The sequence below is a fragment of the Oerskovia sp. NPDC060287 genome, assembly GCF_042726775.1.
In the GTDB taxonomy this organism is placed as follows: Bacteria; Actinomycetota; Actinomycetes; order Actinomycetales; family Cellulomonadaceae; genus Oerskovia; species Oerskovia merdavium.
Genome location: NZ_JBHXBO010000023.1, coordinates 1 through 13,862 on the forward strand (window position 1 = coordinate 1; position 13,862 = coordinate 13,862).

Annotated in this window: 12 protein-coding genes; 5 read left to right on the forward strand and 7 right to left on the reverse strand. The window is 71.6% G+C overall.

The window, feature by feature from the left end; genetic code table 11:
* Positions 1–139: 139 nt before the first annotated feature.
* Together dusB and ACFWFR_RS03700 are read right to left on the reverse strand one after the other, a co-directional pair.
* Positions 140–1,351 (reverse strand): tRNA dihydrouridine synthase DusB, encoded by a 1,212-nt coding sequence (gene dusB, locus ACFWFR_RS03695; protein ID WP_377621279.1) that lies wholly within the window; start codon positions 1,349–1,351, stop codon positions 140–142.
* A 90-nt stretch (positions 1,352–1,441) separates the two neighbouring features.
* The gene (locus ACFWFR_RS03700; RefSeq protein WP_191800918.1) at positions 1,442–2,830 is read right to left on the reverse strand and encodes a glycine--tRNA ligase; all 1,389 of its coding nucleotides are present in this window, start codon (positions 2,828–2,830) and stop codon (positions 1,442–1,444) included.
* Between the two features lie 275 nt (positions 2,831–3,105).
* Between ACFWFR_RS03700 and ACFWFR_RS03705 the strand changes: the two genes are divergently transcribed.
* From ACFWFR_RS03705 to ACFWFR_RS03725, 5 genes are read left to right on the forward strand one after another with little or no spacing between them, the layout of a single operon-like run.
* Complete coding sequence (locus tag ACFWFR_RS03705) at positions 3,106–4,116, forward strand: metal ABC transporter substrate-binding protein (protein WP_377621281.1); 1,011 nt, start codon at positions 3,106–3,108, stop codon at positions 4,114–4,116.
* Positions 4,113–4,961: a metal ABC transporter ATP-binding protein gene (locus tag ACFWFR_RS03710; RefSeq protein WP_377621283.1), complete on the forward strand. Its 849-nt coding sequence runs from the start codon at positions 4,113–4,115 to the stop codon at positions 4,959–4,961. The genes ACFWFR_RS03705 and ACFWFR_RS03710 overlap by 4 nt, the downstream gene beginning before the upstream one ends.
* Positions 4,958–5,890, forward strand: coding sequence for a metal ABC transporter permease (locus tag ACFWFR_RS03715; protein ID WP_377621284.1), 933 nt, complete (start codon positions 4,958–4,960; stop codon positions 5,888–5,890). The genes ACFWFR_RS03710 and ACFWFR_RS03715 overlap by 4 nt, the downstream gene beginning before the upstream one ends.
* Positions 5,878–6,273: a Fur family transcriptional regulator gene (locus ACFWFR_RS03720; protein WP_191800923.1), complete on the forward strand. Its 396-nt coding sequence runs from the start codon at positions 5,878–5,880 to the stop codon at positions 6,271–6,273. The genes ACFWFR_RS03715 and ACFWFR_RS03720 overlap by 13 nt, the downstream gene beginning before the upstream one ends.
* On the forward strand, positions 6,270–7,088 hold the full coding sequence (locus ACFWFR_RS03725) for a DedA family protein (RefSeq protein WP_377621286.1): 819 nt from the start codon (positions 6,270–6,272) through the stop codon (positions 7,086–7,088). The genes ACFWFR_RS03720 and ACFWFR_RS03725 overlap by 4 nt, the downstream gene beginning before the upstream one ends.
* A 67-nt stretch (positions 7,089–7,155) precedes the next feature.
* Here the strand turns inward: ACFWFR_RS03725 and ACFWFR_RS03730 are convergent, their stop codons facing one another.
* The 5 genes from ACFWFR_RS03730 to ACFWFR_RS03750 all read right to left on the reverse strand — a co-directional run bounded on the left by ACFWFR_RS03730 (position 7,156) and on the right by ACFWFR_RS03750 (position 13,614).
* Complete coding sequence (locus tag ACFWFR_RS03730) at positions 7,156–7,533, reverse strand: VOC family protein (RefSeq protein ID WP_191800925.1); 378 nt, start codon at positions 7,531–7,533, stop codon at positions 7,156–7,158.
* Between the two features lie 151 nt (positions 7,534–7,684).
* On the reverse strand, positions 7,685–8,473 hold the full coding sequence (locus ACFWFR_RS03735) for an isoprenyl transferase (RefSeq protein WP_191800927.1): 789 nt from the start codon (positions 8,471–8,473) through the stop codon (positions 7,685–7,687).
* Entirely contained in the window at positions 8,473–9,237 is a 765-nt protein-coding gene (recO, locus tag ACFWFR_RS03740; protein ID WP_191800929.1) for a DNA repair protein RecO, read from the reverse strand. The genes ACFWFR_RS03735 and recO overlap by 1 nt, the downstream gene beginning before the upstream one ends.
* Positions 9,238–9,407: 170 nt before the next feature.
* Positions 9,408–11,123, reverse strand: a complete 1,716-nt coding sequence (gene leuA, locus ACFWFR_RS03745; protein ID WP_377621288.1) for a 2-isopropylmalate synthase — start codon at positions 11,121–11,123, stop codon at positions 9,408–9,410.
* Positions 11,124–11,427: 304 nt separating this feature from the next.
* Entirely contained in the window at positions 11,428–13,614 is a 2,187-nt protein-coding gene (locus ACFWFR_RS03750) for a hypothetical protein (protein WP_377621289.1), read from the reverse strand.
* Positions 13,615–13,862 lie beyond the last annotated feature (248 nt).

The following is a 13,862-nucleotide window of genomic DNA, read 5'->3' on the forward strand; positions in this document are numbered from 1 at the left end:
GCCCAGGGGCCGTAGCTGGCGACGACTTTGCCGATTTGGCCGGTCATGCGGGGTTCCAGGCCGGGTAGATCCGGCTGGGGGTCGCCGGAGTCGTAGTACCACCTCCAGCACCGGGCCGTCGTCGTCGGGCGGGCGGGCCTCAGCCCCCGGAGACGCTCAGCTCGGCCTCGCGCAGCTTCTCCTCGAACTCCTCGGAGAGCTCGCGCGAGTCCAACCACCCGTAGGGCAGGTGCGGCTTCTTGGGCGAGCCCGCACGACCGCGCTGGCCCTCTGCGGCCTCGCCCGGGTACGGCTGGTCGAGGTCGAGCGCGTCGAGCTTGCCGCGCAGCTCCTCGAGCGTGGAGACCATCGCGAGCCCCTGCCGGGCCTCACCGCCCACGGCGTACCCCTTGAGGTACCAGGCCATGTGCTTGCGCAGGTCACGCATGCCCTTGCCCTCGTCGCCCCCGAAGTACTCGATCATGAGCTCGCCGTGGCGGTAGATGGTCTCGGCGACCTCGCGCAGCCCTGGCGTCACGCGTGCGTCCGAGCCCGCGAAGGCCGCCGCCAGGTCGGCGAAGAGCCACGGGCGCCCCTGGCACCCGCGCCCGACGACGACGCCGTCGCAGCCCGTCTCACGCACCATGCGCACGGCGTCCTCGGCCGACCAGATGTCACCGTTGCCGAGCACCGGGATGTCGGTCACGGTCTCCTTGAGGCGCGCGATGGCCGACCAGTCCGCGGTGCCGCTGTAGTAGTCGGCCGCGGTCCGGGCGTGCAGCGCGACGGCCGCGACGCCCTCGGCCTGGGCGATGAGCCCGGCCTCGAGGTACGTCAGGTGGTCCTCGTCGATGCCCTTGCGCATCTTGATCGTCACGGGCACGCCGTACGGCTCGGCAGCCTTGACCGCTGCTCGGACGATCGACGTGAACAGGTCCCGCTTCCACGGCAGCGCCGAGCCGCCGCCCTTGCGCGTCACCTTGGGCACCGGGCACCCGAAGTTGAGGTCGACGTGGTCCGCCCTGTCCTCGCCCGCGATGATCCTGACCGCGGCACCGACCGTGGCCGGGTCGACGCCGTAGACCTGGGCCGAGCGCGTCGTCTCGTCGTCCTCGAACGTGACGATCCGCAGCGACTCCTCGTTGCGCTCGACGAGCGCCCGGCTGGTCACCATCTCGGCGACGTACAGCCCGGCACCGTGCTCGCGGCACAGCCGGCGGAAGGCCGCGTTGGTCACGCCCGCCATGGGGGCCAGGACCACGGGGGTCTCGACGACGTGGGGCCCGATCCGCAGGGGCGGCAGCACGTGTCCGGTTGCGGGCGCCGGGGTCTCGGGCGCGCGCGAGGCGTCGGAAAGGGTGGGGAGGGTCACCGGGCCATTCTCCCACCATCCCCCCGGCAGACGAAAAGGGCCGCCGTCCACGGCTGGACGGCGGCCCTCACGCCCCGGAGGGCGGGCGTGCTAGGCGCCGAGCAGGCGTGCCGCCAGGTAGGCGGTCACCTGGTCGAGCGCGACGCGCTCCTGCTCCATGGAGTCGCGGTGACGGATCGTCACGGCCTGGTCCTCGAGCGTGTCGAAGTCGACCGTGATGCAGAACGGCGTGCCGATCTCGTCCTGACGGCGGTAGCGACGACCGATCGCGCCCGCGTCGTCGAAGTCGACGTTCCAGTACTTGCGCAGCTCGGCGGCGAGGTCGCGCGCCTTGGGCGAGAGCTGCTCGTTGCGGCTCAGCGGCAGCACGGCGGCCTTGACGGGCGCGAGGCGCGGGTCGAGGCGGAGCACCGTGCGGACGTCGGTGCCGCCCTTCGCGTTGGGTGCCTCCTCCTCGTGGTACGACTCGACGAGGAACGCCATGAGCGAGCGCGTCAGGCCCGCGGCAGGCTCGATCACGTACGGGACGTACTTCTCGTTCGTGACCGGGTCACGGTAGGTGAGGTCCTTGCCGGAGTGCTCCGAGTGGGTCTTGAGGTCGAAGTCGGTGCGGTTCGCGACGCCCTCGAGCTCGCCCCACTCGGACCCCTTGAAGCCGAAGCGGTACTCGATGTCGACCGTGCGGGTCGAGTAGTGCGACAGCTTCTCCTTGGGGTGCTCGTAGAGACGCAGGTTGTCGCGCGAGATACCGAGGTCGACGTACCAGTTGGTGCGCAGGTCGATCCAGTACTGGTGCCACTCCTCGTCCGTCCCGGGCTCGACGAAGAACTCCATCTCCATCTGCTCGAACTCGCGCGTGCGGAAGATGAAGTTCCCGGGCGTGATCTCGTTGCGGAACGACTTGCCGATCTGGCCGATGCCGAACGGCGGCTTCTTGCGTGCCGCGCCCACGACGTTCTGGAAGTTCACGAAGATGCCCTGCGCGGTCTCGGGGCGCAGGTAGTGCATCCCGGACTCGTCCTCGACCGGGCCGAGATACGTCTTGAGCATCATGTTGAAGTCGCGGGGCTCGGTCCACTGGCCGCGCGTGCCGCAGTTGGGGCAGGCGATCTCGGCGAGGCCGCCCTCGGGGGCGCGGCCCTTCTTCTCCTCGAACTCCTCGATCATCTGGTCCTCGCGGAACCGCTTGTGGCACGACAGGCACTCGGTGAGCGGGTCGGTGAAGACGCCGACGTGGCCCGAGGCGACCCAGACCTCGCGCGGGAGGATCACCGAGGAGTCGAGGCCCACCACGTCGTCACGGCTCGTGACCATGGTGCGCCACCACTGCTTCTTGATGTTCTCCTTGAGCTCGGTACCCAGGGGCCCGTAGTCCCAGGCGGACCGGGTACCGCCGTAGATCTCGCCCGAGGGGAAGACGAACCCGCGCCGCTTGGCGAGGGAGACGACGGCATCGAGTCGAGAGGGCGCAGTGGCCACGGGCGATCACTCCAGGAAATCGTGTGTACCCCGCACGTGGCTTCGTGCGGGACGGTGCAGGACAGGCGCCCCGGTCGCCGCGACGAGGCGGGCGAGGGTCCGTGGGCGCCAACGTCCCAGGCTACTCGGTCTTTCCCGGCGAGGTGAGTCCGGGGTGACCCGCAGGCCCGACGGCGCAGGCGCCGTCGGGCGGTCGCGTCACCCTGGGTGCGGTGTCACCCAGGCCACACCACCTCTTGTTGACATCCGTTATCAATATCAACGAACATGGAGCCATGCCACTCCTCTCCCGATCGCACCGTGCCGCCCTCGTCAGCTCCGTCGCCCTCGCGACCACGCTCACCCTGGCGGCCTGCGGCTCCGGAGGGACGTCGGGCGGCGGCGGGTCCGGGGGCGACGGCTCGGTCGAGGTGCTCGCGTCGTTCTATCCCCTGCAGTTCGTCGCCGAGCGCGTGGGCGGTGACCGCGTCGAGGTCTCCAACCTCACCCCGCCCGCGGCCGAGCCCCACGACCTGGAGCTCTCGCCCGCCCAGGCACGCACCGTCGGCACGGCCGACCTCGTGGTCTACCAGTCCGGCTTCCAGGCGGCCGTCGACGAGGCCGTCGAGGGCCGCCAGCCGGCTCACGTGGTCGACGCGTCCGAGGCCGCGGGCCTCGAGGCGCACCCGGGCGAGGCGTCCGCCGACGCGAGCGAGGCCAGCGAGGGCACGGCCGACGAGCACGCCGACGAGGAGGGCGCCGACGACGGGCACGACCACTCGTCGGAGAGCGGCCTCGACCCCCACTTCTGGCTCGACCCGACACGACTGGTCCCGGTCGCCGAGCAGGTCGCGGCCGAGCTCACCGCGATCGACCCCGACGGCGCGGACGTGTACGCGGCCAACCTGGCCGACCTCACGGCCGACCTGGCCGCACTCGACACCGAGTACTCCGAGGGCCTCGCGAGCTGCGCGAGCCCCTACCTCGTGACCTCGCACGAGGCGTTCGGGTACCTCGCGGAGCGCTACGGCCTGGAGCAGATCGGCATCACCGGGATCGACCCGGAGGCCGAGCCGTCACCCGCCCGCCTGCGCGAGGTCGCCGACGTCATCCGCGACCACGGCATCACGACGATCTTCTTCGAGACCCTCACGAGCCCCAAGGTGACCCAGACCCTGGCCCAGGACGTCGGGGTGCAGGCCGCGGTCCTCGACCCGCTCGAGGGCCTGAGCGACACCGGCAGCGACTACCTTGACGTCATGCGGAACAACCTGGAGGCGCTGCGCACCGGCCTGACCTGCGCATGAGCACCTCACCTCAGACCCCACCGGCGATCGAGGGCCGCGGGATCCACGTGACCCTCGGCAACAGCGACATCCTGCGCGGCGTCGACCTCACGGTCGAGCGCGGCGAGGTCGTCGCCCTGCTCGGCGCGAACGGCTCGGGCAAGTCGACGCTCGTGAAGTCCCTCGTGGGGATCGTGCCGCTCGCGGCGGGCCACGTGCGTCTCCTGGGCGCCGACCTGGGCCCGCAGGTCCCGTGGGCCGAGCTCGGCTACGTCCCCCAGCGCGTCTCGGCACAGGCCGGCGTGCCCTCGACGGCCGAGGAGGTCGTCGCGTCGGGCCTCCTTCACGGCCGACGCGTCCGGCTGCCCCGCGGCTGGCGCGCGACGGCCCGCGAGGCCCTGGACCGCGTCGGCCTCGCCGACCGCGCGCAGAGCGCCGTGCACGAGCTCTCGGGCGGCCAGCAGCAGCGCGTCCTCATCGCCCGGGCGCTCGCCCGCGACCCCCGGCTCCTCATCCTCGACGAGCCCGTCGCGGGCGTCGACCAGCCCAGCCAGGAGGCGTTCGCCGCGACGCTGACCGAGCTCACGCGCGGCGGCATGACGGTGCTCGTCGTCCTGCACGAGCTGGGCGCGCTCGCGCCGCTCATCCAGCGCTGCGTGGTCCTGCGCCACGGCCTGGTCGTCCACGACGGCGCCCCGCCTCAGGTCACCTCGGCGCACGCCGGACCCGACCACGAGCACCTGCACCCGCACGGCGACGACCCCGAGCGCAGCGCGTCTCCCGGGTCCGACATGGGCCTGACCGACGCCCCGCTCAGCCGCCACTCCCCCACCCCCGCCCGTATCGACCGTGGAGCCGCCTCGTGAACGCCCTGGACGAGCTCGTCGGGATGCTCTCCGACCCCTTCATGCAGCGCGCCCTGATCGCGGCCGTGCTCGTCGGGGTGACCGCGCCCGTCATGGGGACGTACCTCGTGCAGCGCAAGCTGTCCCTGCTCGGCGACGGGATCGGGCACGTGGCCCTGACCGGCGTCGCGCTCGGCTGGCTCGTGGGCGGAGCCATGGGGGTGGTCCCCAACGACGCCCTGGCCATCCCCGGTGCCGTGGTCGCGGCCGTGATCGGCTCCGTGGTCATCGAGCTCGTGCGCGAGCGCGGCCGCACGAGCGGCGACGTCGCGCTGGCCCTGATGTTCTACGGCGGGATCGCGGGTGGCGTGCTCCTCATCGGGGTCGCCGGCGGCAGCTCGGGCAACCTGATGCAGTACCTGTTCGGCTCGATCTCGAGCGTCTCGCCCACCGACCTGTGGCTCACGCTCTTCCTCGGTGCGCTGATCCTCGCGGTCGGGATGGGGCTGCGTGCCGCGTTGTTCGCGGTGAGCTACGACGAGGAGTTCTCCCGTGCGTCGGGCCTGCCCGTGCGCGCGCTCAACATCGCGATCGCGGTCATCGCGGCGCTGACCGTGACCGTGGCCATGCGGGTCGTGGGTCTCCTGCTCGTGAGCGCGCTCATGATCGTGCCCGTCGCGATCGCTCAGCTCGTGACCGTCTCGTTCCGGCGGACCATGGCGCTGGCCATGGTCATCGGGGTCGTGGTCTGCGTGGTCGGACTCTCCGTCACGTACTGGCAGACTCTGTCCCCGGGGGCCACGATCGTCGTCCTGGCGATCGCCCTGTACGCGGTCGTGGCGATCCTGCGGCCGGTGCTCCTGCGGCGCAAGCCGCGCGTGTCCCACGACCCGCACCCCGACATCCCCGACGACGTCCACGTGGAAGGTGGCGAGCGATGCAGCGCATGACCCGTCAGCGGGCAGCAGTCTCCGACGCACTCGAGGACCTGCCCGACTTCCGCAGCGCGCAACAGCTCCACGAGCTGCTGCGCGCTCGCGGCGATGCGGTGGGTCTGGCCACGGTCTACCGCACGCTGCAGACGCTGGCCGACGGCGGGTACGTCGACGTCCTGCGCACCGAGGACGGCGAGAGCCTCTACCGCAAGTGCGAGCGCAGCGAGCACCACCACCACCTGGTGTGCCGTGAGTGCGGCACCGCGGTCGAGATCGACGGCCCGACCGTGGAGACCTGGGCCTCGCAGGTCGGGGCAGCCCACGGCTTCACCGACATCCAGCACACCATCGAGCTCTTCGGCACGTGCGCGGCGTGCCGGGCGAAGCAGGACGCGTGAGCGCGGTGCCCGCACTCGTCGGGGCGCTCGCGGACGTGCTCGCCGGCCCGACGGCGTCGCTCACCTCCTCGGGACCTGTCACCTCGGTCGTCTCGGCGGCAGGCGACGAGTCGTCCGGGATCTTCTCGATCGACGGCGTGCCGTACTGGATCATCTACGCCGCGGCGTTCGCGATCGTGTTCGTCCGCGCCCAGGCCACCTACTGGGCCGGCCGCGGTGTCGCCCGAGGGACCGTCAACACGTCGTGGTCGCGGCGCCTCGAGAGCGAGCGCGCCCAGCGCGCGATCTCCACGATCAACACGTGGGGCCCCATCGCCGTCACGCTGTCCTTCTTCACCGTGGGTGTGCAGACCGTCATCAACCTGACGGCGGGCTACACCCGCATGAGGTTCTCCCGCTACCTCGCGGCCCTGCTGCCGGGCTGCGCCATCTGGGCGGCGATCTGGACCACGATCGGCATCGCCACGTTCAACACGGCCGTGCTGCTCGCGGCCCGCAGCCCGGTCGGGCTGGCGGTGATCGTGCTGCTCGTCGTCGGGCTCGTGGCATGGATCGTCGTCGCCTCGCGGCGTCGACGCCGCGCCCGGGCGGCCGACGCCTCCCGGGGGCAGGACGACTCGCCCGAGGGCGACGGCGGCGCGGCGGGCGACCAGCCTGCAGCGCAGGGGGCGGCAGGCACGCAGCCGCACGGAGCCAACCCGTTCGGCGACGTGGCCGACCTGCTGCTCGACTCCACGGACGATGCGCACGACCCCGCCCGCGGCGCGGGCGGGCAGGACCCGAAGCCCTCGCAGACCGACCGCTCGCGCGACTGACGGAAGCCGACCGTCACGGTCGATCAGGCCGGGGCCCGCCGTGGTCGGCTCGGGAGAGCCGGCCCGTTCAGGAGATCTCGGTGGCCGTCTCGTCGGGCTCGCCCAGGCAGAACTGGTTGCCCTGCGGGTCGGTGAGCACCGACCACCTGTAGCCCGGGATGGTGTGCTCTGCCACGAGGCCCGCGCCGTCGGCGACCAGGCGCTCGACCTCGGCCGCGCGGTCCGGCGCGGACAGGTCCAGGTGGATCTTGTTCTTGCCCGGCGTCGGGTCCTCGACCTTCTGGAAGCCGAGCACGGGGCCCTGGCCGTCGCCCGCAGGCGCGACCTCGAGGAACCAGCCGTCGGCCTCGTCGACGAGACGCCCGCCTGTCTGCCGTGCCCACCACTGCGCCAACGGACGCGGGTCGGTCGAGTCCACCGTGACCATGCCGATCGAGAGTGTCATACCCGGCAGGCTAGCGAGTGGTACCGACACGCGCAGCACGTGCCCCACCAGGGCGCCGGCCGCGACCACCGGGCACACGTTCCTCGGTGAAGGGCTGCCGCCTCGGGAGAGGAACCCTGCGTCTCCCGCGGCGACAGCGCTCCTCCGCACGTCAGGGGAGGTCGGCCGACTTGTCGATCGCGCCGCCGTAGCGCCGGTCACGGCTCGCGTACTCCTCGACCGCACGCCACAGGCTGCGGCGGTCCACGTCCGGCCAGTGCTCGGGCAGGAAGACCATCTCCGCGTACGCGGCCTGCCAGATCATGAAGTTGGACGTGCGCTGCTCACCCGAGGACCTCAGGAACAGGTCCACGTCCGGCAGGTCCGGCTCGTCGAGGTACTTGGCGACGGTCTTCTCGGTGACCTTCCTGGGGTCCAGGCGTCCGGCCGCGACCTCCTGCGCGATCGCCTGCGCCGCGTCCGCGATCTCGGCCCGGCCCCCGTAGTTCACGCACATCGTCAGGGTGCAGGTGTCGTTGCCCGCGGTGATCCGCTCGGCGTCCTCGAGCTCCTTGATGACCGAGCCCCACAGGCGCGGGCGTCGCCCCGCCCAACGCATCCGGACGCCCCAGCTGCTCATCTCGTCGCGTCGACGACGGATCACGTCGCGGTTGAACTGCATGAGGAAGCGCACCTCCTCGGGTGAACGCTTCCAGTTCTCGGTCGAGAACGCGTAGGCCGAGACGTGCTTGACGCCGATCTCGATGGCTCCCGCCACGACGTCCAGCAGCGCGGCCTCACCGGCCTTGTGACCCTCGGTCCGCGGCAGCCCGCGCTCGTTGGCCCAGCGGCCGTTGCCGTCCATGACGATAGCGACGTGGTTGGGCACGAACCGGGCCGGGATGTTGGGCGCGACGGCCCCCGACGGGTGCGGCGGGGGCGGCTGGATCGGTCGGGCCATCAGGCCTCTCCTCCGGCCCGCGGCGTGACCGCTCCGTCTCGTTCCACCATCCGCAGTGATCGCAACGTTCTCTCCAGGTGATATTGGCTGTAGGCGGCCACGAGGCCGCTGGCTTCCTTGCGGTGGCGCGCGTCGGACGCGTCCGCCACGTCCCACTCGCCCGCGAGCAGCGCGGCGAGCAGCGTGAAGGTCTCGGGGGCGGGGGCCGTGGACCCCGGGGGGCGGCACCGACCGCACACCGCCCCGCCCATGGCGACCGCGAACGAGCGGTGCGGGCCGGGCTCACCGCAGCGCGAGCAGTCCGTGAAGCTGGGCGCCCACCCTGCGATCGCGAAGGCGCGCAGCAGGTAGGAGTCCAGGACCAGGCCGGGGGCGTGGGCGTTGACCGCGAGCGAGCGGACGGCCCCCGCGAGCAGCCAGAACTGCTGCACCGCAGGTTCCTTCTCGGCCTCGACCAGACGATCGGCGGTCTCCAGCATCGCGGTTCCCGCGGTGTAGAGGCCGTAGTCCTCGCAGATCGCCCGAGCGTAGGGCCCCACGGTCTCCGCCTGCGTCACGACGTCGAGGCTGCGTCCGACGTGCAGCTGCACGTCGACGAACATGAAGGGCTCGAGACGAGCGCCGAAGCGCGACGACGTGCGCCGCACCCCCTTGCCCACGGCCCGGACCTTGCCGTTCTCCCGCGTCAGCAGGGTGACGATGCGGTCGGCTTCGCCCAGCTTCTGGGTGCGGAGCACGATCGCTTCGTCTCGGTAGAGGACCACTCCCCTATTGTCCGCCATGCCACCCACGTCCCGGTGCACGCACCCGGCTCGTGGGCCCATGTGCACAGGTCCCTCACGGACCCGTACCCGTGGGCACGGAGCCACCGCGGGACACGCGAGGCGTGTCGCGCCCGAGCTCCGCACCCACCGGAAGCCGACAGGATCCGCGGTCAGACCGCGGCGCGCTCCGCGCGGTTGACGGCCGAGACGATCGCCTTGAGCGAGGCCGTGGTGATCGACGGGTCGATACCGACGCCCCACAGCACCTCGTCGCCCACCTGGCACTCGACGTAGGCCGCCGCGTTGGCGTCCCCGCCCTCCGACAGAGCGTGCTCGGCGTAGTCCAGGACCCGCACCTCGACCCCGACGTGCGCGATCGCGTCGACGAACGCCGCGACCGGCCCGTTGCCCGAGCCGTCGAGCGTCAGCTCGTCACCACGGTCGAGGACGTCGACGGCCAGGGTGTCCGGCCCGTCCTCGGTCGATGACGCCCGGGTGCCGCGCAGCTTCAGACGACCCCAGGGCTCGAGCCCCGAGCCCGGGTCGACCGGCAGGTACTCGTCCGAGAAGATCCGCCAGATGTCGTCACCCGTGACCTCCTGGCCGCCAGCGTCCGTGAACGCCTGGACGACACGCGAGAACTCGATCTGCAGCCGACGCGGCAGGTCCAGGTGGCGCTCGGACTTGAGCAGGTAGGAGATGCCGCCCTTGCCCGACTGCGAGTTGACCCGGATGACGGCCTCGTACGAGCGCCCGACGTCCTTGGGGTCGATCGGCAGGTACGGCACGCCCCAGACCAGGTCGTCGACGCCCTTGCCCGCGGCCTCGGCCTGCGCGGCCATGGCGTCCAGGCCCTTCTTGATCGCGTCCTGGTGCGAGCCCGAGAACGCCGTGAACACCAGGTCGCCCGCGTACGGGTGACGCTCGTGGACCGCGATCTGGTTGCAGTACTCGACCGTGCGGCGCACGCGGTCCATGTCGGTGAAGTCGATCTGGGGGTCGATCCCCTGGCTGAACAGGTTCATGCCCAGGGTCACCAGGCAGACGTTGCCCGTGCGCTCCCCGTTGCCGAACAGGCAGCCCTCGATGCGGTCCGCACCGGCCTGGTAGCCCAGCTCGGCCGCCGCGACCGCCGTGCCGCGGTCGTTGTGCGGGTGCAGCGACAGGACCACGTTCTCGCGGTGAGCGAGGTGGCGGTTCATCCACTCGATCGAGTCGGCGTAGACGTTGGGCGTGGCCATCTCGACCGTCGCGGGCAGGTTGATGATGACCTTGCGGTCCGCCGTCGGCTCGAAGACCTCGATGACCTCGTTGCAGATCCGCACCGCGAACTCGAGCTCGGTGCCCGTGTACGACTCGGGCGAGTACTCGTAGAAGACGGCCGTCTCGGGGATGGTCTCCTCGAACTTGCGGCAGAGCTTGGCACCCTCCACCGCGATGTCGACGATGCCGTCCTCGTCGGTGCGGAACACGACGTCGCGCTGCAGGCGCGACGTCGAGTTGTACAGGTGCACGATCGCCTGCTTGGCACCGCGCAGCGACTCGTACGTCCGGGCGATCAGGTGCTCACGGGACTGGGTCAGGACCTGGATCACGACGTCGTCCGGGATGTGCCCGTCCTCGATGAGCAGGCGCACGAAGTCGAAGTCGGTCTGGGAGGCCGACGGGAAGCCGACCTCGATCTCCTTGTAGCCCATCTCGACGAGCAGCTGGAACATCTTCAGCTTGCGCTCGGCGTTCATGGGCTCGATCAGTGCCTGGTTGCCGTCCCGCAGGTCCACCGCGCACCAGCGCGGGGCCTTCTCGATGCGCTTGTCCGGCCACGTCCGGTCCGGCAGCGACACGTCGAACTGCTGGTGGAACGGCTCGTACTTGTGCACGGGCATGCCTGATGGCTGCTGTGCGGAGCGGGAGCTGGTCTGGGGGGTCTGCGCCGTGGTGCTCATCATGTCCTTCGCGATCTCTTCGTCGGTGCTGTTCAGCCGGCACACCAACCACCGCGACGAGGTTGCGGCCTAGAGGGCCTCGTCGCGGCAACGAAGGAGGAGCAGCTGCGTCAGGTGCACGTTGTCACCATACCCCCGTCGGGGACGATGCTCGCGGACGTCCCGCTGGATGACATGCGAGAGGCGGACCCGACGACTCGCCGGAGCGACGTCGTCGGGCCCGCCTCAGCGTGTCCCGTCCGGGTCAGCGACCGCGCGAACGCAGCGCCGCGTCGACCGCAGGGTCTCCCAGGTTGCCGAGCCACTCGAGCAGCGCCGGGTACGTCGACGGGTTCGCCGCGACCTGAGGCCTGAGGTGAGGAGCCTCCTGGACGATCTGCGCGAGGACCTCGAGCGGCGTCGACGGGTCGAGCGCCTGCGCCGCGCTGAAGCCGACCGGCTGCGGGTCCTGGTAGGCCGGCAGGACCGCGGTCTCCCCGGCGGCCTGGGCCGCGTAGCCCGGCCGGGCCGCGTAGCCCGAGCGCTCCTGGACGGCAGGCTGCACGGGGCGTGCGGACTGGACCCCCTGAGCAGGCAGCACCTGCGTCGGCTGGTACTGCTCGACCGGGCGCACGGGCTGGGACTGAGGTTGGGCCGGGCTGTACGGCTGCTGGTTCTGCGCGACCGGCTGCGCCGGCTGCTGGGTCTGTGCAGGACGGTACGGCTCCTGCGCGACGGGCTGCGTCGGCTGCTGGGTCGGCTGCTGGGTCGGCTGGGCCGAGCGGTACGGCTCCTGGGAGACCGGCTGCGCCGGCTGCTGGGCCGGGCTGTAGGGCTGCGCCGAGGTCGGTCGCGACGCGGGGGCGACCGGGTCCTGCTCGTACGCGCCGGCCACCGGACGGTGTCCGTCGGGACCGGTCGCGTAGGTCCCGTCGCCGTGCGGTCCGGCGACCGGCTCCTGGGCGGGCTGGGGACGCGCCGGACGAGGCGCCGGCGGCTGCCACACGTAGGCGCTCGGCGCCGCGTCGGCCCCGACGAGGGACGCGGGACGGTTCTCGGCGAAGTGCGTGCGGACCTCGGCGGGCACCATGAGCGCGAACGCCGTGATGGCCGGCAGGCCGAAGGCCAGCAGCAGCAGGTCGATCCCGACCCCGATCCCCAGACCGGCCTGGTTCGCGACGACGATCACGAGCACGATGGCGAGGACCGCCACGACGCCCGCACCGCCGAGCGCCAACGTCCTGCCCGACACCGCGTCCCGGGCGAGCGCACGACGCGCGACGAGGGTCACGCCCACCATGAGGAGCCCCAGGACGAGCGCGAGGATCACGACGACCCCGCTCAGCCCGGCCGCGAGCCACAGGATCGCCCGGACCACCAGCACCGCGGCGACGAGCAGGACCAGGTCCAGGGTGTTGACCGCCACGGCGACCCACGTCCGGACGGGAGACTCCGACGTCGTGCTGCGGGCGACCGCGGGCGAGGCGGCGACCGCGGCGACCGCCGGGACCAGCAGCAGACCGAACTGTCCACCGCGCAGGCTCTCGTAGCTCACGAGAAGGCTTCCCGTGTTGAGGACGAAGAGCACCGCGAGCGCGATCCCGAGACCGACGAGCACCAGACGCCAGGACTCCTGCTTGCGCAGCACTCCCCACACGGGCAGGCCGACGAGGCCGATCGCGAGCACGGCGACGACCAGGCGCGCGAAGATCCCGACGACGCCGAGCCCCAGCGTCAGGCTGAAGACGAACGCGACGACCGCACCCACGACCGCGAGCGCACCGAGACCGATCAGGACCTTGACCCAGGTCTGGGTCACCGCGCGGTCCTGGTCGACCGGGCCGAGCTCCGCCTGGCGGGGCTGTGCGGCCAGCACGGCCCCCGCGAGACCGAGCGCGAGCCCGGTACCGAGACCGCCCCACCCGTTGCCGGCCGTACCGTTCACCAGGTCCAGCACGAGGTAGACGCCGACCAGCAGCCCGTAGGGCGCGTTCGCCAGGAGGCGGGCCCTGCGGGTCGTGTGCACGGTCCACGTCGTGGGCAGGACACCTGTGCGCGCCAGGTAGGGCAGGGCGAGCGAGAGCAGCGAGAGGACCGAGACGAGGATGACCTCGACCTTGTCCGACGCAGGGTGCCCGAGGTCCCACGGCATGGTCAACGAGACGAACAGCAGGAGCGCCGCGACGCCGTCGCGCACGTAGTCGCTCACCGGGATACCGGCGAAGGGGTTCGCCGGAGCGGCCGGTGACGCGGCGGCGGGCTCGGACGCCTTCTCCTCGGGCTTCCCGGACGGCTTCTCGGACGACGTCGCCGCAGCGTCCGTCGACGAGGCCGTGACGACCTCGGGCGACGACTCGTCGGGCTCCCGGACCGAGGCCCGGGCGAGCGGACCCGTCCCCCCGTTCGATACCTGCTGATCGGGGCCGGGCCCCGGGTCGGTCTCGTTGGTCATCGTGCTCTCCCTACAGGTCGCCCCGGCCTCGGGATCGGTCGAGCACCGGATTCAGGCCATGACGGCCCCGTCAGTTTCTACCGGTTGATCACCGATGGCTCAAGTCTCCCACCAGGAGACCGGTCGACCCCTCAACCTATCCGGACCACTTCCGTGTCCGTGACCGCGAAGAGCTGCCCCTGTGCCGAGACGACTTCTCGGTACGTGGTATGGTGTACTTCCCCCCACACGACACCGCCGTCTAACTG